The sequence below is a fragment of the Clostridium thermarum genome (assembly GCF_006351925.1).
GTDB lineage: Bacteria > Bacillota > Clostridia > Clostridiales > Clostridiaceae > Clostridium_AU > Clostridium_AU thermarum.
In genome coordinates, this window is the sequence record NZ_CP040924.1 from 737,976 (window position 1) to 759,752 (window position 21,777).

At 33.7% G+C, this 21,777-nt stretch carries 29 protein-coding genes; 17 read left to right on the forward strand and 12 right to left on the reverse strand.

Going from position 1 to position 21,777, the window contains the following annotated elements:
• Nucleotides 1–33: 33 nt before the first annotated feature.
• On the reverse strand, nt 34–1,104 hold the full coding sequence (aroC, locus tag FHY60_RS03135) for a chorismate synthase (RefSeq protein WP_139903357.1): 1,071 nt from the start codon (nt 1,102–1,104) through the stop codon (nt 34–36).
• 403 nt (nt 1,105–1,507) lie between these two features.
• Between aroC and pflB the strand changes: the two genes are divergently transcribed.
• The gene (gene pflB / locus FHY60_RS03140) at nt 1,508–3,733 is read left to right on the forward strand and encodes a formate C-acetyltransferase (RefSeq protein ID WP_139903360.1); all 2,226 of its coding nucleotides are present in this window, start codon (nt 1,508–1,510) and stop codon (nt 3,731–3,733) included.
• Between the two features lie 148 nt (nt 3,734–3,881).
• Here pflB and FHY60_RS03145 read toward each other — a convergent pair whose 3' ends face one another.
• The 3 genes from FHY60_RS03145 to FHY60_RS03155 form a co-directional block, all read right to left on the reverse strand.
• Entirely contained in the window at nt 3,882–4,106 is a 225-nt protein-coding gene (locus FHY60_RS03145; RefSeq protein WP_139903363.1) for a hypothetical protein, read from the reverse strand.
• A 36-nt stretch (nt 4,107–4,142) separates the two neighbouring features.
• Entirely contained in the window at nt 4,143–4,307 is a 165-nt protein-coding gene (locus FHY60_RS03150) for a zinc-ribbon domain-containing protein (protein ID WP_139903368.1), read from the reverse strand.
• An 87-nt stretch (nt 4,308–4,394) separates the two neighbouring features.
• Entirely contained in the window at nt 4,395–5,570 is a 1,176-nt protein-coding gene (locus FHY60_RS03155) for a DEAD/DEAH box helicase (RefSeq protein ID WP_139903371.1), read from the reverse strand.
• Between the two features lie 415 nt (nt 5,571–5,985).
• Between FHY60_RS03155 and FHY60_RS03160 the strand changes: the two genes are divergently transcribed.
• Complete coding sequence (locus tag FHY60_RS03160; RefSeq protein ID WP_139903374.1) at nt 5,986–6,282, forward strand: hypothetical protein; 297 nt, start codon at nt 5,986–5,988, stop codon at nt 6,280–6,282.
• Nucleotides 6,283–6,369: 87 nt separating this feature from the next.
• On the opposite strand, the gene FHY60_RS03165 is transcribed toward FHY60_RS03160, so the two are convergent.
• Nucleotides 6,370–7,698, reverse strand: coding sequence for a helix-turn-helix domain-containing protein (locus FHY60_RS03165; protein WP_139903377.1), 1,329 nt, complete (start codon nt 7,696–7,698; stop codon nt 6,370–6,372).
• 605 nt (nt 7,699–8,303) lie between these two features.
• Between FHY60_RS03165 and infC the strand changes: the two genes are divergently transcribed.
• The 6 genes from infC (at nt 8,304) to FHY60_RS03195 (ending at nt 13,194) form a co-directional block, all read left to right on the forward strand.
• A complete protein-coding gene (gene infC / locus FHY60_RS03170) occupies nt 8,304–8,810 on the forward strand; it encodes a translation initiation factor IF-3 (RefSeq protein WP_243122263.1) in 507 nt (168 codons plus the stop codon).
• 171 nt (nt 8,811–8,981) lie between these two features.
• Complete coding sequence (locus FHY60_RS03175) at nt 8,982–9,917, forward strand: D-2-hydroxyacid dehydrogenase (protein ID WP_139903381.1); 936 nt, start codon at nt 8,982–8,984, stop codon at nt 9,915–9,917.
• Nucleotides 9,918–10,164: 247 nt separating this feature from the next.
• Nucleotides 10,165–11,076: a tRNA epoxyqueuosine(34) reductase QueG gene (gene queG, locus FHY60_RS03180; RefSeq protein WP_139903384.1), complete on the forward strand. Its 912-nt coding sequence runs from the start codon at nt 10,165–10,167 to the stop codon at nt 11,074–11,076.
• Nucleotides 11,077–11,253: 177 nt separating this feature from the next.
• Nucleotides 11,254–12,087 carry a DegV family protein gene (locus FHY60_RS03185; RefSeq protein WP_139903387.1) on the forward strand — a complete coding sequence of 278 codons (834 nt, stop codon included), beginning with the start codon at nt 11,254–11,256 and terminating at the stop codon, nt 12,085–12,087.
• A 24-nt stretch (nt 12,088–12,111) separates the two neighbouring features.
• On the forward strand, nt 12,112–12,516 hold the full coding sequence (locus tag FHY60_RS03190; RefSeq protein WP_139903390.1) for a hypothetical protein: 405 nt from the start codon (nt 12,112–12,114) through the stop codon (nt 12,514–12,516).
• Nucleotides 12,517–12,900: 384 nt separating this feature from the next.
• Nucleotides 12,901–13,194: a hypothetical protein gene (locus tag FHY60_RS03195; RefSeq protein WP_180375462.1), complete on the forward strand. Its 294-nt coding sequence runs from the start codon at nt 12,901–12,903 to the stop codon at nt 13,192–13,194.
• Between the two features lie 119 nt (nt 13,195–13,313).
• Here the strand turns inward: FHY60_RS03195 and FHY60_RS17750 are convergent, their stop codons facing one another.
• Both FHY60_RS17750 and FHY60_RS03200 read right to left on the reverse strand, forming a co-directional pair.
• A complete protein-coding gene (locus tag FHY60_RS17750) occupies nt 13,314–13,481 on the reverse strand; it encodes a hypothetical protein (protein ID WP_163215717.1) in 168 nt (55 codons plus the stop codon).
• Between the two features lie 74 nt (nt 13,482–13,555).
• Nucleotides 13,556–13,786 (reverse strand): hypothetical protein, encoded by a 231-nt coding sequence (locus tag FHY60_RS03200; RefSeq protein ID WP_139903394.1) that lies wholly within the window; start codon nt 13,784–13,786, stop codon nt 13,556–13,558.
• A gap of 344 nt (nt 13,787–14,130) precedes the next feature.
• Between FHY60_RS03200 and FHY60_RS17755 the strand changes: the two genes are divergently transcribed.
• Entirely contained in the window at nt 14,131–14,280 is a 150-nt protein-coding gene (locus FHY60_RS17755; protein WP_163215718.1) for a hypothetical protein, read from the forward strand.
• Between the two features lie 50 nt (nt 14,281–14,330).
• On the opposite strand, the gene FHY60_RS03205 is transcribed toward FHY60_RS17755, so the two are convergent.
• On the reverse strand, nt 14,331–14,540 hold the full coding sequence (locus FHY60_RS03205) for a hypothetical protein (protein WP_139903396.1): 210 nt from the start codon (nt 14,538–14,540) through the stop codon (nt 14,331–14,333).
• Between FHY60_RS03205 and FHY60_RS17760 the strand changes: the two genes are divergently transcribed.
• Nucleotides 14,467–14,661: a hypothetical protein gene (locus tag FHY60_RS17760; RefSeq protein WP_180375376.1), complete on the forward strand. Its 195-nt coding sequence runs from the start codon at nt 14,467–14,469 to the stop codon at nt 14,659–14,661. The genes FHY60_RS03205 and FHY60_RS17760 overlap by 74 nt on opposite strands.
• Nucleotides 14,662–14,735: 74 nt before the next feature.
• On the opposite strand, the gene FHY60_RS03215 is transcribed toward FHY60_RS17760, so the two are convergent.
• Entirely contained in the window at nt 14,736–15,509 is a 774-nt protein-coding gene (locus FHY60_RS03215; RefSeq protein WP_139903402.1) for a 3'-5' exonuclease, read from the reverse strand.
• A 329-nt stretch (nt 15,510–15,838) separates the two neighbouring features.
• Nucleotides 15,839–17,914 (reverse strand): MASE3 domain-containing sensor histidine kinase, encoded by a 2,076-nt coding sequence (locus FHY60_RS03220; RefSeq protein ID WP_139903405.1) that lies wholly within the window; start codon nt 17,912–17,914, stop codon nt 15,839–15,841.
• A 193-nt stretch (nt 17,915–18,107) separates the two neighbouring features.
• Here FHY60_RS03220 and FHY60_RS03225 point away from each other — a divergent pair, with 193 nt between their 5' ends.
• The 5 genes from FHY60_RS03225 to FHY60_RS17770 all read left to right on the forward strand — a co-directional run bounded on the left by FHY60_RS03225 (nt 18,108) and on the right by FHY60_RS17770 (nt 19,785).
• The gene (locus FHY60_RS03225; RefSeq protein ID WP_139906272.1) at nt 18,108–18,314 is read left to right on the forward strand and encodes a spore coat associated protein CotJA; all 207 of its coding nucleotides are present in this window, start codon (nt 18,108–18,110) and stop codon (nt 18,312–18,314) included.
• A gap of 14 nt (nt 18,315–18,328) precedes the next feature.
• Nucleotides 18,329–18,613 (forward strand): spore coat protein CotJB, encoded by a 285-nt coding sequence (locus FHY60_RS03230; RefSeq protein WP_139903408.1) that lies wholly within the window; start codon nt 18,329–18,331, stop codon nt 18,611–18,613.
• 3 nt (nt 18,614–18,616) lie between these two features.
• Nucleotides 18,617–19,216 carry a manganese catalase family protein gene (locus tag FHY60_RS03235; RefSeq protein WP_139903411.1) on the forward strand — a complete coding sequence of 200 codons (600 nt, stop codon included), beginning with the start codon at nt 18,617–18,619 and terminating at the stop codon, nt 19,214–19,216.
• Nucleotides 19,217–19,443: 227 nt separating this feature from the next.
• Complete coding sequence (locus tag FHY60_RS17765) at nt 19,444–19,608, forward strand: hypothetical protein (RefSeq protein ID WP_163195483.1); 165 nt, start codon at nt 19,444–19,446, stop codon at nt 19,606–19,608.
• A gap of 18 nt (nt 19,609–19,626) precedes the next feature.
• Complete coding sequence (locus tag FHY60_RS17770; RefSeq protein WP_163215719.1) at nt 19,627–19,785, forward strand: hypothetical protein; 159 nt, start codon at nt 19,627–19,629, stop codon at nt 19,783–19,785.
• 66 nt (nt 19,786–19,851) lie between these two features.
• Here FHY60_RS17770 and FHY60_RS03240 read toward each other — a convergent pair whose 3' ends face one another.
• The gene (locus tag FHY60_RS03240) at nt 19,852–20,088 is read right to left on the reverse strand and encodes a DUF3892 domain-containing protein (protein ID WP_139903413.1); all 237 of its coding nucleotides are present in this window, start codon (nt 20,086–20,088) and stop codon (nt 19,852–19,854) included.
• Between the two features lie 14 nt (nt 20,089–20,102).
• A complete protein-coding gene (locus tag FHY60_RS03245) occupies nt 20,103–20,513 on the reverse strand; it encodes a hypothetical protein (RefSeq protein ID WP_139903416.1) in 411 nt (136 codons plus the stop codon).
• 151 nt (nt 20,514–20,664) lie between these two features.
• Between FHY60_RS03245 and FHY60_RS03250 the strand changes: the two genes are divergently transcribed.
• Nucleotides 20,665–20,991 carry a hypothetical protein gene (locus FHY60_RS03250; protein ID WP_139903419.1) on the forward strand — a complete coding sequence of 109 codons (327 nt, stop codon included), beginning with the start codon at nt 20,665–20,667 and terminating at the stop codon, nt 20,989–20,991.
• A 182-nt stretch (nt 20,992–21,173) separates the two neighbouring features.
• Complete coding sequence (locus FHY60_RS03255) at nt 21,174–21,770, forward strand: protein kinase (protein ID WP_139903421.1); 597 nt, start codon at nt 21,174–21,176, stop codon at nt 21,768–21,770.
• Nucleotides 21,771–21,777 lie beyond the last annotated feature (7 nt).

Consider the following 21,777-nt stretch of genomic DNA (forward strand, 5'->3'; position numbering starts at 1 on the left):
TTGTCTATGAGAATACAGCTTTACATGTGAAGGTTAAATATGCTCTAACACAGCAAGAGCGCTTACAGCTTCTATTACAGGGAGAACTCTTGGAACTATGCAGGGGTCATGCCTGCCTTCAACGGTCAAGGTTGTATTATTCATATCAATTATATCAACAGTGTTCTGTTCAAGACTGATGGAAGCTGTAGGCTTAATTGCACACCTAAAGATCACTGGCATACCATTGGTTATACCGCCAATTATCCCACCGTTATTATTAGAAGAAGTTTTTATGGTTCCGTTGTCAATATAGTAAGGATCATTTGCCTGTGAACCTTTCATTGTGGTAATTTCAAAACCCTTTCCAAATTCTACAGCCTTTACTGCAGGAACAGAGAAGAGCAGGTGGGCCAGCGTGCTTTCCAAAGAATCAAAAAAGGGATCGCCTATACCCGGCGGTATATTTAAGATTGCACACTCCACAACTCCGCCCACAGAGTTTTTCTCTTCTTTTGCCTTTCTTATACACTGTTTCATTTTCTCTGTGGCTTTATCATCAATCACAGGAAAAGGAATAGTGGAAAGTTTATTGATAATATCTTCCGATATGTTTGTTAAATCCAAGGAGGTATCTTTTATATTGTAGATACTGTTTACATGACTTATTATCTTTATGCCTTTCTCTACTAGTATTTGCTTAGCGATGGCGCCGGCAAATACTAAGCCGGCGGTAATACGGCCGGAAAAATGGCCGCTTCCCCTGAAATCATTAAAGCCCTTATATTTTACCCTTCCACTGTAATCAGCATGTCCGGGTCTCATGGCATATCTTAAGTTGGTGTAATCCGAGGATTGTGTATTTTTGTTTCTTATAATAGCACAGAGTGGTGTACCGGTGGTTCTCCCTTCGAAATAACCACTTAAAATCTCAAAATTGTCCTCTTCCTTTCTTGGTGTTACAAGATCACTGGAACCAGGAGCTCTTCTTTGCATTTCTTTTTTTATAAGATCGAAATCTAACTTAAGACCAGCAGGTAATCCGCTTATGGTTATACCTATGGCTGCTCCGTGTGATTCACCGAAAATAGAATACTGAATTTTTTTGCCCCAAACGCCGCTCATTTTGGCACCTCCGTTATTATTATACAGATTTATGAATTATTATATATTATCTCCTTAAAGAAACATAATGTCTAGAGTTTTTATTTAGTATATTTGCTTAAAGATAAATTGTGACAGAATAAAAAGATTATAACGGTTTGGACCAAAGAAAAATTTTCAATAATATAAGATGGTTAAAATAATAAAAATACTGTTATAGTCAAAGCGTAATTGTTAACATGGCTGTAAAATACGAAAAAATCGTGAAATAAAAAACTGTACCAGTTATGTTGACAAACTGTTATAGTGATATTATAATAAAAATATAGGGATAATAATTATTAATTACTTATAAAATAAAAATGAACATGGAACTGCAAATTTTGGAAAATGAGAATTCTATAAAACTTAGGGGGTATGTAAAATGTTTAAACAATGGGAAGGTTTTAAAGCTGGAGAATGGACAGAAGGTATCAATGTAAGAGATTTTATACAGAAGAACTATACTTTGTATGAAGGAGACAAGAGCTTTCTTACAAACCCAACAGAAAAGACAAAGAAGGTTTGGGATAAGGCTGCTAAGCTTATAGTTGAAGAAATAAAAAAAGGTGTAATGGATGTAGAAACAGGAATTGTTTCCGGTATAAACAATTTTAAGCCTGGATATCTTGATAAGGAAAATGAAGTCATTTTTGGTTTTCAGACTGATGCACCTTTAAAGAGAATTGTTAATCCGTTTGGTGGTATGAGAATGGTTGAACAGTCTCTGGATGCATATGGATTTAAGCTGGATGAAACAATTCATAAGTATTTTAAAATGTACAGAAAGACTCATAATGATGGAGTATTTGATGCCTATAGTGAAGAAATGAAAGCTGCTAGATCAGCAGGACTCTTAACTGGACTTCCAGATGCTTATGGCAGAGGTAGAATTATAGGTGACTACAGAAGAGTAGCTCTATATGGAATTGATTTCCTGATAGAAGAAAAGAAAAAAGATCTAAAGGATCTAAAGGGTGATTTCCTTGATGAACTTATAAGAAAGAGAGAAGAAGTTTCTGAACAGATAAGAGCTCTTCAGGCAATGAAGGAGATGGCAGCATCTTATGGAATAGATATTTCTCAGCCAGCTTCTAATGCTAGGGAAGCAGTTCAGGCAGTTTACTTTGGATATTTAGCTGCAGTTAAAGAAAACAATGGGGCAGCGATGTCACTAGGAAGAACATCTACTTTCCTTGATATATATATCGAAAGAGATTTTCAGAATGGAACATTAACTGAGGCAGAAGCTCAGGAATTAATAGACCAGTTCGTAATAAAACTAAGAATGGTAAGACATCTTAGAACACCTGAATATAACGAATTATTTGCTGGAAACCCAACATGGGTAACTGAATCTATCGGTGGCGTAGGTGAAGATGGAAGACCACTTGTGACAAAGAACTCCTTTAGATTCTTACACACATTAATTAATTTAGGTCCTGCTCCAGAACCAAACATGACAGTGTTATGGTCACAGAGACTCCCGGAAAACTTCAAGAAGTTCTGTGCAGAAATGTCTATATTAACAGACTCAATTCAGTATGAAAATGATGACGTTATGAGACCAATATATGGTGATGACTACGCTATAGCTTGCTGTGTATCCGCTATGAAAGTTGGAAAGCAGATGCAGTTCTTTGGGGCTAGATGTAACCTTGCAAAATCCCTTCTATACGCAATCAACGGTGGAGTAGATGAGAAGAAGGGCAAGACTGTAATCAAGGGGCTTGAAAAGATAGAAGATGAAGTTCTTGATTATGAAAAGGTAAAGGCAAAGTTCTTTGAAGTGCTTGAATATGTAGCAGGACTTTATGTAAATACAATGAATACAATCCACTACATGCACGACAAGTATGCCTATGAAGCGGGACAGATGGCTCTTCACGATACAGAAGTAGGCAGACTTATGGCCTTCGGTGTAGCTGGTTTATCTGTTGCAGCAGACTCATTGAGTGCAATTAAGTATGCAAAGGTTAAGCCTGTAAGAGAAAATGGAATTGCAGTAGATTTTGAAATAGAAGGTGAATTCCCTAAGTACGGAAATGATGATAACAGAGTTGATGAAATTGCTCTTGAAATAGTTAAGAAGTTCTCCGATGAGCTTAAGAAGCACCCAACTTACAGAGGAGCTAAGCATACACTTTCAGTATTAACTATTACTTCAAACGTAGTATACGGTAAGAAGACAGGATCTACTCCTGATGGAAGAAGTGCTGGTGAAGCCTTTGCGCCGGGAGCAAACCCAATGCATGGAAGAGATATAGAAGGTGCTCTTGCTTCCTTGAACTCAGTAGCAAAGATTCCTTATGCAGGAGTATGTGAAGACGGTGTTTCAAATACCTTCTCAATAGTACCGGATGCTTTAGGAAAGACTGCAGAAACAAGAATTGACAATCTAGTAAGTATAATGGATGGATACTTCGGCCAAGGAGCTCATCACCTGAATGTTAATGTATTTAATAGAGCTACTTTGGAAGATGCTATGAGTCACCCTGAAAAGTACCCAACATTGACAATTAGAGTATCAGGTTATGCAGTTAACTTTAACAGACTTTCAAGAGAACAACAGCTTGAAGTTATAAGCAGAACCTTCCACGATAAAATGTAACCCTAGTGAGTAACCCCTCTTAAATAAATATAAATAACCGGACTATCAGCCTAATATGGTAGATAGTTCGGTATTTTTTTATTAGTGAGTACATAAAAGCTGCAAAGAATTAAATTAACTTCTTTGCAGCTAAAAATTTTTTTGAATACTAAAACCCCATGTCTGTCTCATAATTAGTGTCCTGAGGAATCTCTGTGCTGGAGAGACCTGCAGGCAGTCCTAAAACATAGTGTAGTGTGTTGGCGCCTGGATAAGAATTGGGGTCATAGTTATTGACATATGTATCAATAAGAACCCAACCCTCTTCTAAACGCCTATTAACATCTCCCATTATAGTAAGGTCTTCAACCTTCTTAATGCTTGCCAAATCCAAAAGAGCCACCTCCTGTTGCGGTGAGCAAAATAGATACTATTTTCTAAAGCCCCTATCGTTATTTTGCTTTCTTGCTTTTCTGCATTCAGGACATCTTACCGGATCATTTTCGAAGCCCTTTTCTTTATAAAAGGCCTGTTCTCCTTCTGAAAAAGTAAATTCCTTTTCGCAATCTTTACAGATTAAATGTTTGTCTGTCATATAAATAGCCTCCCTCAATAAACAATGAAATTTATAGGTTTAGGTGATAACCTACTATTTTTAGTATAGACAGCTTGTAATAGTTTATTACTTGTAATTTTTATCAGAGTGATACCTTCTATTTTTTTTATCTATAATTTTTCCCATATAAATATCTTTCTGCTGTATTGACAGCTTATATGTCTTTCTGATGTTATTTATAAGTGGAATTTCTCTCTCTGTAGCAATAGTCAATGCTGTACCTTCAGATCCGGCGCGTCCCGTTCTGCCGACCCTGTGTAAATAATCTTTTGGATCTTCCGGAACCTCTAAATTAAATACATGGGTAACACCTTTGATATCTAAACCTCGGGCGGCAATATCTGATGCTACCAGAAGATTTATCCTGCCGGCTCTAAAATCTTCCAAAGCTTTCTTTCTTTCCTCTTTAGCATTACTGCCGTGGATTCCTTCTGCCTTTAGCTTATGATATTTTAACTTTGCAGTATTTCGCTCAATATCCTCGCTTTTATTAATAAAAACTAGGGCTCTTTCTGGCTTTATTGCATGTACAAGCTTCCTTAAAAGTACTATTTTGTCCCTTTGATCGCAAACAAAATAGTAGTGTGCTATATTAGGGTTTACCTCATCCTTTTCGTCCACCTTGATGATTTCCAGTGACTTCATCAATTCCTGAGCAATTGACACGGTTTTTTTGGGCATAGTAGCTGAGAATAACATAAGCTGTCTGTCTCTTAAGGTTGATTTTATAATAGCTTTTACTGTTTCTAGATTAGTAGCATCAAGGAGACGATCTGCTTCGTCGATTACTATTGTCTTAATAGTATGAGCGGTGATTTTTCTCATTTTTATCAATTCAAGTATTCTACCGGAAGAGCCGACGATTATATGAGGCTTTTCTTTAAGTCTTTCAAGCTGTCTTCCCAAATTGGCATTTCCGATTATTGCCGCTGAGGTTACTCCCAGATTTGAGTTTTGTGATAAAGTTGCTATTTCTTTATGTATTTGGATAACTAACTCATGGGTTGGTGCCAGTATTATTACTTGCATTTCTCTTTTTGCAGCATCTATCTTATTGAACAGTGGAAGCAGGTAAGCAAGGGTTTTACCTGTTCCGGTTTTAGATTGACCAATAATGTCCTTGTTATCAAGGGCTACTGGAATAACCTTGCTTTGAATTTCTGTTGGTTCGGTGATTCCTGACTTTTTTAAAGCTGTTATCAAAGCGTTATTTAGACCAAGTGTATCAAATGTATTACTCATAATGTTAAATCTCCTATAAAAAATACTAATGCTTAATTATTACATTAATAAACTATACCTATTATTACACAAATTTTCAATATTATCAGTTAAGAAGTTTTATAGCCTGTGCTTCCTGTAGATTAATTAAATCACCTGAACTATTCCTTTATTTGAATATTTTAGTATCAGTGAAAGTATTCATGCATACGATATAAAGGGTATGATAGTAAAAAATCAAAAATAATGACAATTTATTGAAAAATCATTAAAGGTGGCAATGCTATTATATAAAAGTTGAAATGGATTAAACTTATTATTGATAACTTGCGAAATGTTTAGTTTGATTAAACATTTTATTGACATTATTTTCTACGTTGCATATAATATAAGTATAAGAACTGGTAAATACAAGAATTAAGGAGGGGAGAATATTATGGCAGACAATAAAGAAAAAGTAAAAGTATCCTTCGAAAGAATCGAGAATGACAGAAAGCATCTTTTAGCTAAGATTATGTGGCAGGCAGAGGGCGACATCAATGATAGTGAAGTTTATGCAGAATTGTCAGGAAAGGAAAACTCACTGCAACAACTGAAGAGAATTAATGATTCTAACGTATGGTGTGCAACTTATAAGATAACGGATTGTTTTACTGAAAACGTTAACCTTGATAAAAATATGATTATAAAACTCGTTCAATATAAGGTTAAGCCAAATAGGTTGAGTTGCTGATATTCGTTGGAATCGGGGAATGGAGATATGAAAAAGATAAAATTGTAACCCCACCGTTATAATTATGGTAACGGATGGGGTTCTTTTTTAAAAGGCTATTTTACCTTGTCGCTGCAGGGAAATACGAATATTATAAGCTTCGCATATTGATTCATAAGCCGGCTTATAATCATTTAATTCTGCATAAATGTTAGCAAGACTTTCGAAGGCAAAGGCTAGATACTTTGAAGGCCCAAAAAAACGCAACTTCTCAATGGCTGTATTTATTGCTGCAAAAGCCTCTTCAGGCTTATGGAGCTTATGAAGTATCAAACCTTCATAGACTTTACCGGTCCACATTGTCAAATAATCCACCTTATGGTTTGATCTGGAGTTGTATTCTATATTTTCCACAGCCTCATAGGCGGCTTCATAATCTCCTAAAAGATAATTGGCATAAGCAAGATTCATGTAATAATTAAATCTTTTTTTATTCGTTAACATATCACATTTTTTTAGATGTTCCAGAGCATTATGTGGATTATTAATTGTATTTTCATATAGGGCGAGAAGTATCTCTATTTTTGCAAGATTTATATGATTATCAGTGAACTCAGCAAATTGTTTAGCTTTTTCGATGCAGAACTTAAAGTCATCAAACTTCTCCATTATGAAATATATATAGGCTTTAAGCCTATATAACTCATCAGAATTATAATAGGTACCGGTTTCCTTTGATATATCTAATGCTTCCTGGATAAGTGCAAGAACCTCTTCCGCAGACGCATTGGCAAGCTTCATAAGAGCTCTGTAGTACAGCATTTCTACTTCCAAAGTATTATCTGGATTTACAGCATGCTTATACATATCTAAACTTTCATCAAGAATATTTAGACATTTATCATATTGAAAATCGCTATAGCATCTGCCCATAAGCTCCATGTTAGCACGAGCTGCATAAGCAAAAAGATGCTGAGACATATATATATCTACTGAAAGTCTAATATATTCCTCGCCTTTATCAAAATCCTCAAGGCTGATTAGGCATTGCCCATATCTAAAAATTATATCAGCATATAGCTTACTGCTCCTGTCATATTCATAGGAATTAATCAAGTCTTCTAATTTTGCTTGAGCTATGAAATACTCTTGCTTTTTTATAAGGGAGATAATTTCGTTTAATTGCTTATTTATATTTTCCACAGGTAAGTCAACAGCAGGTTTATTTGATGAATACTCTGTACCATCTATAAAAAATGACAGTGGTTTACCAAGTTTTTTTGCAAGATACTGAAGACTCTTCATGGAAGGAGTTGCTTGATTATTTTCAATTTGACTCAGCATACTCTTTGTCATTTCTGTGCCGGCTAATTCTGTTTGGGTTAACTTCAGTTCTTTACGAAGAGTTTTTATTCTTTCGCCAATTGATTGATCCATATAGAGCAACCTCCAAGCTTCTGTAAAATTTTACTATAGTACTATTATAGTATAGTTTAATTTAACATACAAGTGTTAACAGTAAAGAAAATTAAATTATATTAAACTTAATAAAAATAAAAATTGCTCTTGCAAATTTCATATAATGTAAATTATAATGAAATATACCATATATTTACAAAAAGTCATACTATAATTAATAAAAATAGTTATTTTATTAAATTTAATAAAATTTGTATGGATGGTTATAATATTTACTTAATACTACAATCACCAAAAGGTGTATTAGCATAAACTATAACTGTATTGTGTAATCACAGTTAAGTTAAATCAGGCCTGGGATAATATGTTGTATAACGACTTTCATTAGTTTCATTATCATGGCATATTTTTAAAAGTAAAACAGGAGGTAACAGTATGAATTTGGGTGAAGAAATAAAAATTGATGAACAAACTTCAGACACTTTTGTTATAACAGATGACATAATAGAAGAATGTGTCTCTGGTGCTTTGGATGAATAGTATGTACTTATTTGCAAATTTTAAGTTTTAGTGTTACGATAGATAGGGAAACTATTATGTTTCGAATTTTGGAGGTGTTGTAGATTATTAAAAACGTAAATCTGAATGAAGGTATCAAAGAAAAAGAAATAAGACTTGTTAGCGATGAAGAAAGCCGCATAATAAGTACAAAGGAGGCTCTGTCGCTAGCTAGAGAAAAGGACTTAGACTTGGTTATGATTTCTCCTGCCGCTAATCCGCCGGTTTGCAAAATAATGGACTATAACAAGTTCCTATACGAACAGTCTAAAAAGCAGAAGGAAGCAAGAAAAAATCAAAAGGTTGTAGAGGTGAAGGAGATAAGACTAAGTGCCACTATTGAAGAGCATGACATAGAGATAAAAGCTAATAATGCCAAGAGATTCCTACAGGATGAAAATAAAGTTAAGGTGTCTATTAGGTTCAAAGGACGCCAGAACAACTATACCGGAGTAGGAGTTAAGGTGTTTGATGCATTTCTATCTAAAATAGAGGGATTTGGAGTAGTTGAAAAAGCCGCTCAGTTAGAAGGCAGAAATATGTTTATGATCATAGGAACTAAAAAACATTAGTATTTAGCCTAATAAAAACTTGCAGACTTAATTGCTGCAAGTTTTTTAATTTTAAAAAGTACAGAATAAGTTGATAAGTAATCGTCTTGGTATCATAATATAAGGAAAAGACAAAATAAAAGAAATTATACACGAAATTTCAACAAGTAAATTTCTATTAGGGGGAAGAGTATGTCAGATATAAATAAGATACTTATAACCGGGAGGCTATACAGGGAAATAGGGGAGGCATTGGAAAGTAAAATATCAAAGGAAATTTTATGCCTTCCGGAAGATAAGGTGACAGAGAAGGAGCTGCGCTGTGCTGATGCTTATGTAGCCTTTAAGCCAACAGATAATTTTGCTTTCTACAACATTAAATGGGTACATGCCTTAGGGGCTGGGGTAGATGGTTTTCTATTTGGACGGCAGTGGAAGAAGGATGTGCTGCTGACAAGAACAATCTGTTCTTTTGGTAAAAAGATAAGTGAATATTGCCTGAGTTATATACTTTCGGACCTGCAGCATCATAGAGAATTTAAGAAAAATCAGCAGGAAAAGCTTTGGAAACAGCTAACTCCTGCGTCTATAGGAAGTCAGACCATACTAATATTGGGGACAGGTGTAATTGGAAGTGAAGTTGCAAAGAGCCTAAGTTATTTTGGTGCAGAGGTTATAGGTGTATCCCTAAGTGGAAAGACAGTGAATTATTTCAATAGGACTATAAAGTTTAGTGATGTACAAGAATATTTAAGTAGGGTGGATTGGCTGATCAATACCTTGCCATTAACAGAGAGTACCCAAGGAATTATAGATGATAATATTTTTAAGTATCTAAATTCTGCAGGATTTATAAATGTAGGTAGGGGGAGTACGCTAAATGAAAAAGCTTTACTTAAGGCATTAGTCAATAACAATATCAAGATTGCTATTTTAGATGTGTTTCCCGCTGAGCCTCTTCCACTGGAATCTGAGTTATGGAGTAATTCCAATATAATAATCACGCCGCATATTTCTGCAATAACAGATGTTGATGAAGCCGTAGAGTGCTTTTTGAATACTTTGACAGGGATAGAAAGTGGGGAAACAAACTTAAAAAATAAAGTTAGTATAAAAAAGGGATATTAATTTATGTTATGACCTTATCAGTGCTTATATCCATATTAACAATAAGCTGTTTACTGAGGAGACAAGTAATATATGCTATTTATAAGTTAGCAGGACAGCGGAGAAAAATCTTCCTCAATTACTCATTCCTCACTGCTCATTACTCATTTAGAAAATTGCGTTGTGACGCAATTTTCTTTTATGTTTTACTAAAAATATGATATTATGCAAATGATATTATAAAAAGCATAATTAAGGAGAAAAGAAAGTGAAGGAACAGTTAAAAGAATTCTGTAAAACTTTAAACATTGAATATATAGGAATTGCACCGCCGGGACCCTATTATGAATTCGAAAAGATATGGAAGAATAAAATTGAAAAGGGACATGTATGTGGTTTTGAGGAGATGGATATAGAAAAGAGGGTATATCCTGAGATTACTCTTCCGGGGGTAAAGTCTGTCATTGTATGCCTATTCCCATACTTTGTTGGCCACAAAGAAGAGGCGAATATATCCAAATATACCTTTGGAAGAGATTATCATATCATTGCAAGAGAAAAGCTTGAAAAAATAGCGGAGTTTCTCGTGGATAAGATAGAAGGGTTTAAATATAAGGTTTTTTCCGATACAGGACCGCTGGCAGATAGGTATTTAGCACATCAGGCGGGACTTGGTTTTTTCGGGATTAATGGCCATATAATAACTGATAAATATGGGTCCTATGTTTTTATAGGTTATATATTAAATAACTATCCCTTTGAACCAGATAAACCGCAGGACAGAACCTGCTATCAATGTTTTACCTGTGTAAAAAAGTGTCCCGGATGTGCTGTACTTGGAGATTTTACAATTGATCCCTTAAGATGTAAGTCCTATATAACACAGAAGAAGAGAGAACTTTCTGAGAGAGACATTGAAATATTAAAAAAGCACAAACTTGTGTGGGGATGTGATGTTTGTCAGGATGTTTGTCCACATAATAAGAAGGTAGCAGAAACAATACTGGATGAATTTAAAGAGGATTTAAAATTTAACATTGATTATGAAGAGCTTATGAGCATATCTAATAAGGAGTTTATCAGAAGATATAGGGATAGAGCATACAGTTGGCAGGGAAAAGCGGTTATTACAAGAAATTATGAGATAATCAAAAATATGTACGATGAAGACAAAGATTAAATCATTAAGAGATATAATGAAACAAAATATCTACAGAAAATTAATATTATTAAATGAGTAAGTGTCATGTAAGTAAATAATAACTGGATTAAATGCAAATAATATGGTATAGTTCAATTATATATATTTTGCATATATATAATTTGGTTTACCCGTATTATGGAAGGTGGAAAATAGATGGCTATAAAAATTGTTGCCGATAGCAGCTGCGATTTAACTGCTGAAATGAAGGCCGAAATGAAAGTGGATTTGGCGCCTCTAGTACTATACTTAAAGGACAAGGCATATGTGGATGATGAAAATCTAGATGTACAGCAATATATACAGGATATGGCCCAGTGCGAAGAATCACCAAAGACTGCGTGCCCATCCCCTGAGGACTATATTAAAAAATATGAAGGTGATGAAAGTGTTTTTGTAGTAACCCTATCTTCTAAACTCAGTGGTTCCTATAACAGTGCTGTATTGGCAAAAAATATTTTTTTAGAGGAAATAGGTAATAAATTTATTCATGTCTTTGATTCACTAAGCGCTTCAGTAGGGGAGACTTTGGTGGCCCGTAAGATACATGAACTTTCAAAGCATAATATAAGTGATTTGGAGATAGTAGATAAAGTCTCAAGCTATATAAAAGAAATGAAGACTTTTTTCTTACTGGAAAGCTTAGAACACTTAGCAAAGGCTGGCAGGCTGAGTCCTCTAGTTGCAAAGGTAGCTTCTGTGTTTTCAATAAAGCCTATAATGTGTGGCGATGAAGGATCAATAAAGCTCTTTGAGAAAGTAAGGGGCTATAAGAAGGCATTTATGAGATTAGTTGAAACAATAGGTGAGAAGGGCAAGGATTTTGAGGATAAAGTATTAGGCATAGCTCACTGCAATTGTCTGGACAAAGCCCTGCAGTTTAAAGAAGAGGTATTAAAGAGATACAACTTTAAGGATATAATTATTGTTGAAATGGGAGGCTTATCTTCTACCTATGCTGATGAGGGAGGAATAGTAATAGCTTTCTAAATTAGTATTGTAAGAGGTTTATATATGGCATATTTAAATATTTCCTTGACTGAAGCGATAGGTTTTATTGATAAAAATATAAATTACAACCGAGATAGAATAAAAAGTATAAAACTTATAAACGGAAGCCAGACCGAAATTACTGTAAGTGTGGGAAAGTTCTTCCCGGATATGAAGGTAGTGGTGGCCTTTAATGGATATAGAGACGGAAGACTTTATTTCAATATAATAACAAAGGGTGGAATAAAGATTCTTATGGGACTTATGAATGAGTTGGGGGGCAAGAACCTTAATGATTACATAAGGCTGGAAAAAGATATGGTACAGGTCGATGTTAATAAATTTACTGGTGACAATTTTAAGGATGTAAAAGTACGGGATATAAGTATGTCAGGAGAGCAAATTTATGTAACAATTGACTTTAATTAAAGAAAAGAAACCAGCAACTGCTGGTTTCTTTTCTTTATGCTGAAGATATCCTGTCTTAAATCTTTGCCTTATAGATGGAGTTTTAATGTGTAATTTGGGGGGGATTTTGTAGGAAGTATTTATTGATTTAATAATACAATAAAGCATGTAATTTGTCAACAATGATTATCAATAAATAAGTAATGTCGTTATTTGTTTTATATTTTTTATACATACAAATGAATATAATTGGATGAAATTCAAAGTATTCTTATAATTATTCAAATATTCGGCCTATAAAGTGTCAACCAGAACGTAACTGCATATATAAATATTGAACACATAAATTAGGTCTTATGTGAAAAAAACTTATTGGGAGATGTTTATATGAGTAATATCCGGATTATGTTTTTTAAGAGAGGATATACTGAGCCATTATTTACAGCTAAGGACATAAATGAGAGAATAGTAAAAGAACAAAAGGATATATCAACTATTGATTGTGGGTACGAAGACCTAGATACTGAAAAAGATGCGAAGATCATTGATATGTACCTCAATGCTGACAGGATTGAACTGCGAAACGGACTATACAAGGTTACAGGAAAAAGATTTAAAGCTACAGAACCACGAGCCTTGTGGATTGAGGTGGAGTTGTTAGAAACTTGGGAGAGAAAAGTAGTAAGGCAGAGAAAGTAATTTCTGTTGATAACCACATAAGATGCTATATTGGGTACATTACAAAAAAGTCTGGCCGCTGGGCGGTCAGACTTTTGTTATTTTATGAGTTCCCTGTCGGAGTGAATAAGAGAGAAGAGCTACTCTTCCTGGGTATCTTCTTTATCACTTCCTAGGCCGGAAAGCATGGCACTAGCCTTGGTGTGAGTGCTCTTTTTAAATCTCATTTCTATGTTATGAGACACTTCTTCTGTGTGATACTTATTATTTTTTAGTTTTCTTTCAAGACTTTCTTTACCCTTTTGCATAATTTACAGTCTCCTTTTTTAGTTATTTAAATAGATGAAACTTTAATATGATGTTTTCTGAAATTATCTTTCATTTACAAGAAAGTATTTCCTGAGTTTGCGAAGCTATCATTGCTTACTTTATTATCTTTAGATTTGTTTATCTTGTTATGTGGAAAAAGCTCTCCAGGTTTATCATAAGCACCTTCAGAATCTACCGTGAGGTTAGAGGATGAAGAGGCAGCAAAATCACCAGTGGTGACCGGTCCGGCAGCAAGCTTATCCCTGGTATTGGATATTGTATTTTTCCTTCTATATTCTGGCACGGAAACACCTCCATATTTGCTTTCTTCATTGTCAGTTTCTCCAACATCAATTTTAAATATTCCTTTTTTATTTAAGCTGCTAATTGAGAATGGGGGAATAAAAAAATCATGGTGACACAACCTAAGTGTATAGTATCAATATAAAGAAATTGCAAAGCAAAATATTCATCACGGAACACGCAGAAGACGCTGAATTACGCTGAAGGGATTTTATTTTTGCTTTATTTGCAGGTTTTGTTTAACAATATAATTTTCCATGTCATCAGTGTTCTCCGTAGATTCCGTGTTTTATTTTTATTGCTTCGCAATTTTCTTCTATTATAACAACGTTAGGAGGTAAGACCATGACAACAAAAGGACAATTTTCAAAAAAGATGCTTGCAGATATAAATCTTAGAGAGGTACGACAAGGAGTATTCGAAAATATTGGTCCTGTTCAAAATAATAGGCCAAAGAATGCACCGGTGCACAGAAATAAGAGAGAAACACAATAGATATCAAAAAACTCGGAGGATAGTGACCTCCGAGTTTTTGGCTTTATGCATTATAATATAGTCAAGGGGTCAGTATAAGCTAGTCCTAAACTTTCTGCTACGGGCTTACATGTTATATGGCCATTATAGGTGTTAAGACCAAGAAGCAAGGCGGGATCTTCTCTTAGAGCATTTTTTATACCTTTATTGACTAGCTTAATTAAGTATGGCAGTGTTGCCGCTTCCAGACCTATAGTTGAGGTTCTGGGAATTGCCTGCATTACAAATATGGCAAGGGGAATACAGAAGGTGAAGCATTCTCATGAAAGAGTAGAGGAAACTGCCCCAAAAGCATCAAAGGATTTATGCAACATGGTTGCTGGTATAATAGAAAACTTATAGTATTCAACAATTATTGATAAAAAAGTAAACTAATAAAGCTTTATCTATGAAGGATAGCTTTATTAGTTTTTTATTTACTTAGAGTTTGGATTTTCTGAAATTTGGAATTGATTAGTTTTTCCCATCATATAAGCTAACTTAATGATTATAATTTCTTCCTCAGACATTTTTCTGCTAAACATTTTCTCCATCTGATTTATTAAAGCTTCACTATCCAGATATTTTTTTCCTGCTGAAGACCGGCTGCTGAGTTTAGGATTATTTGTATTATAAAGCTTGGGCTTTATTTTATCACTATATACTCTTTTGAAAATTTCTGCTGTAAAGTAAGCATCGCTGTAGGCATCGTGAAACTCGTTATTATGAGGAATGCCAAGCAACTCTACAGTGCTTTTTAAACCTATATTAGTACCCTTTTCACAACTAAGCAGTTTTGACATATAAGATTGTAGATTTATATATTTTCTGGGAATTGAGCTTATATTTAAACCATGAAATTCAGCATTTCTAAAAAGCTCCCTCATATCCGCTGTACCCCAAACACAAAGGATGGTATTCCTGTCGTCTACCAGACCAATAAATTCCTCGAAGACCTCCTTAAAACTTTTTGCTGTATTTAAGTTGTTACGGGTTATACCTGTCATCTCCTTAATAAAAGGATGGAGCTTCGTGAATATTTGAGGTTTCACTAATCTATCCAAAGTAGCGATAGTCTCTAAGTTGTCATTTAGCTTCACTGCCCCAACTTGAATAATTTCAAAGGGACATTGTAAAGAAGCTTCGTTTGTATCTGGTAATTTATTATTATAGGCTTGGTTAAACTCCAAATCAAATACTATGTAACTCATAATTTTTCCTCACAATGTAACTTATATTATTTATTATTGCCCAACATTAACAAAAAAGCCTTTACCCTTAATATTATATAAAACTTTTACGCAAACTTCGAACATTTATATATACATTATACATCTTATTGTAAGAAAAAATTAAGAATTTTGGAACCTTATTTGTAAATATATTCACTTAAAATATATTATGAGAAATTTTTGAGAGATATATGGGGAGGAAATAAAATGAAACCAACAGCTAATAGTCTTTTGTGAAATAGGAAATGAATAATAAAGCTATCCACACAAAAAGCCAACTTGGATTTTAATGTGGATAGCTTTATTATTTATTCCATGTATATATCAGAGAATTCTATATTTACCTTATCAATTATATTTGAGTTTTCTGCCAGATCTGTAGCTACCATTTTAATTTCTTCAAAGGGTAACTCTTGATTTTTATTACAGGGAAGATTTATACAGAATTCAACACCGTTGCCTTCTTCACTTTCCACTGATATACTGCCTCCATGCATTTCCACAAATTGTTTAACAAGGTAGAGGCCTATTCCGCTGCCTTCAGTGTTTCTGGAAAAAGACTTGTCTATTCGTGCAAAACGATTAAACAGTAAAGATATCTTGTCCTTAGGAATCCCAATACCATTATCCTTTAATCGGATATTTATAGAATCAACTAAGTCTTCAATATTGACATATATTTTACCTTCATATACGCCGTATTTAACAGAATTGGCCAATAAATTTAGGATTATCCTTTCGATGAGATCCGGATCAATTAGCATATATTTTTCTTCCACATCAGTATCAAAGATCAAGGAAATAGACTTGCTTTCAGCAAATGGAACTACTGACAGAGTACATTCTTCTATGACAGTGATTATATTCATATATCTCATATTCGGCTTGAAAAAACATGCATCAATCTTAGTAGCGTCAATTAGGTTATTTATAATCCTTAGTAGCCTAAAGCAATTTTGTTTTATCACCTTATTGAAACGATGAGTATCAGAGACTTTACCTGAGTGTATGTATTTATCCTCTAATTGAATTGCGCTGTATATAAGATTAATGGGGGTCCTAAGTTCATGTGAGATATTTGCCAGGAAACCAATCTTTAGCTGTTCATTTTCTTCATCAATTTTTGCTTTAGTCAATATTTCTTGAGCTTGTTTTTTTTCTGTAACATCTTCAAGTATAAGCAGCGCATATTGCTCATCGTCTAAGACATTATAAAGTAAAGTGTATTCCAAATCATAGGATTTATTTTTATTTAATATAAGTTTTGCCTGTGCACATTGAATGTTTTTTCCGTAATAGACCTCATCGAGTTGCCCCCTAAATTTATTTTTACAGTCTTCAGGTATTAAGTCTATTATGTTTCGATTTAAGAGGCTGCCATCACAAACATCCTTAAACATTTCATTGCAGACCTTGTTTGTAAAAACTATCTGAGTACCCTTTAACAATACTACGGCATGTGGTAAAAAATGAAGAAGTTGTTTATATCTATGGTGACTTTTCAAGATTTCGGAGTTAGCACTTATCAGTACTTTATTCTTAGTTACAAGTTCTTGATTTTGTCTCTTTAGCAGTTGTTCTTTTTTTGCCAATTCATCATTCTTAATGCTCAAGTCAGCAAAAAATAGTTTTATTGGATCTTTAAAAGCCAGCTTAATAATCATCATAAAAATAGGATAGCTGCAGAATAACTTAATAAAGTGTATTACCGCTAAGTGTAATTCTGTATCTGGTATAGCGATTATAATGCTGACTTGATACAGTATCATTAATATAAAATAAGTTAGTATGTACTTTCTTATTTCAGCATGGTCATTAAGTCTGTTTTTTATAAGAAAAGTTATTGATACAGAAAATACGGCGATTGAAATGTAGCAGAGTACTATATAGGAAGTAGAAAATACTCCATCTGTGATTTCAAACTCTGGAAGCATATCAACTAAATATACTGAAATAAACAAAATAATAGTTATTACAGAATAAATATAAAATAACCTTTTTATGCTAAGCTTACGCCTTCTTCTGTTATTAATAAAAAGTAGAAAAAAGCATTGAAAAAATCTTGCTAATACAGAAAATTGTAAAGATATGCATGTATGTGGGGGATAAAGGGCCTGAGCAAATTCGAATATAGATGCAAAGCCATAAGTAAGACCGATAAAATGAAAGTTCTTGTCTTGTGATAATTTGTAGGTAAACAAGGATATTATCATTATACAGCAGCCTAGGACGACACCGATATTTTCAACTATTATATGAAAAAAATTAATATCATAGGAGGCCAAGAAAAGTAGAGCGATTATTACAACGGAAAAAATAACAATTCTTTCTGACAAGTTAGATATGTGCTCTGGATTGTTAGAAGAAGTATTATTTTGCAACATAATTTTCTCCTCACCTTGGTTTATATTGGTTATTCTACAAATTATTATTCTATGTGCTGTGACAAATTCCTTTTTTTATCTTCAAATAAATAGAAAAAATTATAGTCACACCAACTATGATTTTGAATATGATGGAATTGTGTGAACAACATATAAGGAGGAAATTTATACCGTGGCCGATGATATGAAAAAAATGAGTAGCCAACCATCTGGAAAATGTATTCCACAGGAAACTGTGATTAAGGACGTACTACTAGCTAGAGCCTATGTTCCTTTTCAGAAACTTTGTACACTATTCTCTCCAATGGAAGCCTTAAAAAGAGGCACTGCTTTCCCGGAGCTTTTTAGTCCCTATGATGGTAAAGAGAAAAAAACTAGGACAGACATCAGATATAGATAGAAGGAGGAATAATAATGAGCAATGAAAAAAGTAAATTTGAATTGTTAGAACAGATCATGGCTTCAGATTTTATGATAATAGACCTTCATCTTTATCTGAATACTCATCCTATGGACAGAGAGGCTATTGCTAAGTATAATACCTTCGTTATGCAATCTAAAATGCTAAAAGAAAGTTATGAGAGACTCTACGGGCCAATAACTCAAAATTCTACTAGCCCATATCCATGGCAGTGGATGAATGAACCATGGCCATGGCAATATGAAGCTAATCCGAGATTAGATGGGGAGGATAGATAATCTATGTGGTTGTATGAAAAAAAGCTAGAGTTTCCTGTAAAAATAAAAAATCCTAATCCTAAGATGGCTAAAATTATTATTTCACAGTATGGTGGACCAGATGGTGAGTTAGCAGCATCCTTGAGATACTTAAGTCAAAGATTTTCAATGGTAACACCTCAAGCTATAGCTACACTAAATGATATAGGAACTGAAGAATTAGCACATCTGGAGATAGTTGGATCTATGGTGCATCAGCTGATGAAGGGTGCAAGCCTTGAAGAAATAGAAAAAGGAGGCTTGGCTCCTTATTATACTGATCATGACAAAGGGGTATATCCTGTAGATGCAAACGGGGTGCCATTTACGGCTGCATATGTTCAAGTTAAAGGAAATCCAGTTGTAGATTTAACAGAAGACCTGGCTGCTGAACAGAAGGCGCGAGGAACGTATGAATGGTTACTTAATTTCGCAGATGATCCAGATGTAATAGAGCCATTGAAATTCTTAAGAGAAAGAGAAGTGGTTCACTATCAAAGATTTGGTGAAGCTCTGAGAATTGTTCAAGATTATTTACAAGACCCACATCTCTTTGTTATACCAAAACCTGATTTTATGAAATAATTTTAAAATGAACTGCCGCACTAAAAAAGAGCGGCAGCTCTTTTTTGTTAAAATGAAGGGATATTGCGAATAAAACTCTAAGAAAAATCTTTCCTTTTTTTTCAGTGTTTATTTTCTTTTATTTTTTCTATTCTTGTGATTATATTTTAAAATTTTATTGTGTTTAATAATTAGTATTTAAAATGCAAATACTACAGTTGTATTTTAGAAAAGAAAGGGGAATATGTATGAATCATAATTCAACTAAAAATAAACCTGATAAGAAGAATAACCAAAATAATGATGTGCAGTTTTATAATGATACCTTAGGAGAAAATGCTTCAGAAGAATTTAATAGTGAAAACTACTCTAATGCTATGAAAAAAGATACTAGAAATTCCGGTATCAAGTAACAGAAGAGGGTGATGGTCTTGGTAGACAGTACAAAAAAGAGTAATGAGATAGAGAAAGAAAATAAGGCTGCTGAATATTTGAACAGTAAGTTGGGAGAAAAAACTTCCCAGGAATTTAAAAGCGTTAAGTATGCCAGCGCTTTAGAGATTGCAAAGAAGAAAAAGGATGTGCATTAAAAATAACTTTGAGGTAGAGCAGTAATCTCTACCTCATTACTATTATTAAATATTATGTTCTGGATACTAAAATGTTGGCAAATTATCTAGATTGTCACTTTCAGAATCATTTGGGTTGCTTCTTAAAAATTCTCTACCATTCCTGGATTTGCCTACATTAACTCCTTGGATAGCATTATCCTTTGCCATCATTATGGCCTCGTCTATGGAATAAATATCTCCATTATCTGTCATTACATCAGTGATTTCACCTTCAGAATTCTTCCTGACTTTGGTGATTTTTGCTTTTTTATTATTATCCATACAAAAACCTCCTTTTAATCTATGATGTAGATTCTATTGGTATCTATCATGTGAGGATATCTTTCCAATAGATTATCCAAATCAACTTTTTCCTGAGTGAGGCTGGTGAAGGCTTTTTCTATATTTCCATGTTCTTGAGCCAATAAATCCTGAACTTTTTTCTCACTATCTAAGATTACAAGCTTAAAACTTCCTAGTTCATGTATCATCTTTAAAACTTCATGAATTCCTTCAATTTTGTTATAAGGATTTACATCTTCTTCTTCAGGTGAGTTTCCATTAGTTATTTCATAGTAAAAGTGGCCTGTCATACCTTCTTCTATGTTCTCAATGAAAGGTCTAATATAGATTTTTTCTCTTTCAAAATCCATAATAGCTGTCTCATCAATATCTTCTTGAGTTATTACAAATAATGAGTACTTCATATAATCACTACCTTTCTTAAAGTTACTGCTGCTAAAGTCATATAGTTATAATTTACTTCATTACGGATTTTTTATACTTGAATTTGATAAGTGTACTGCATTAGTATATAATAATGTATATACTTGCAATACATTGATAAAAGGTGATGGGATGGGATTTTTTAATAGGAGCAGACAAAAAGAGCTTAAGGAAAATGAGGCAAGACTGAGAAGAACTAACAATTTTGAGGTTCGCTATGTAACAACCAGAGATGGTATTTGTTATGGTGAGAGTATAATAGGTAAGTATGGAATTATCGAAATAGTTGATGATATATACAGGATAATCTGTGATAATAAAATAGTTTTTGAACACCCAATTAAAGGTCTCATGGGTTCCGAACTTATGAGTTTAGATGGCATTATTTTGAGTTATATAGATCATAAAACCGGTGAAAATGTTGAAGTTATAGCATATTACAAGTACCATAGAAAATAGAAAATGTTTAAGACCAAAGGTGTAGAGCTTTTGGTCTTTCTTTTGTGCTAAATATGAAATTCTGAATATTGTTAAAAATATGGTGTCAAAGCGGGAACTTTATTCATATACTAATGTAAGCACTAAGTAGAGTGCCATACATAAAACTACATATATAGAAATTTAGAGAAAAGGGGGTTAAGATGAGCAAGGACAAGAACATATATGACCGATATATAAAAAACTTCGATATAGATCTGCTAAAATGCAAGTTCCTTGGTAAAGGTAATAATGGAGTAGTTTATCTGCTTCCGGAAGGTAAGATTATTAAAATTTGTTATGAAGTTGAAAGCTGCCGTAAAGAATATAATATATTGAAAAGAATTCATGACAATAAGTATTTTCCCAGAGTTTATGGTATGATGGGAAATTATATGATTAGGGATTATGTAGATGGTGTGCCCCTACATAAACATATAAAAACAAATGGATTTACCAGACGACTGGCCATAAATATTATAGAGCTGTTAGAAGAGTTTAAAAAACTTAAGTTTACTAAACAGGATGTACGATGCAAGGATATCATGGTTAAGGCTGATGAATCCCTAATGGTGATAGACCCCAAAAAGTTCTATACCAAAAAGCGAAATTTCCCAAGTCATTTATCAAAGGGCTTATATAAACTTGGCGTATTGGACGATTTTATGTGGATCCTAAAGGAAGAAAGACCAAAATTATATGAAAAGTGGCACAAAGACATAGAAAAGTATATTGAGGACACATTTCCTTCTGAGTTTTGATGCAATA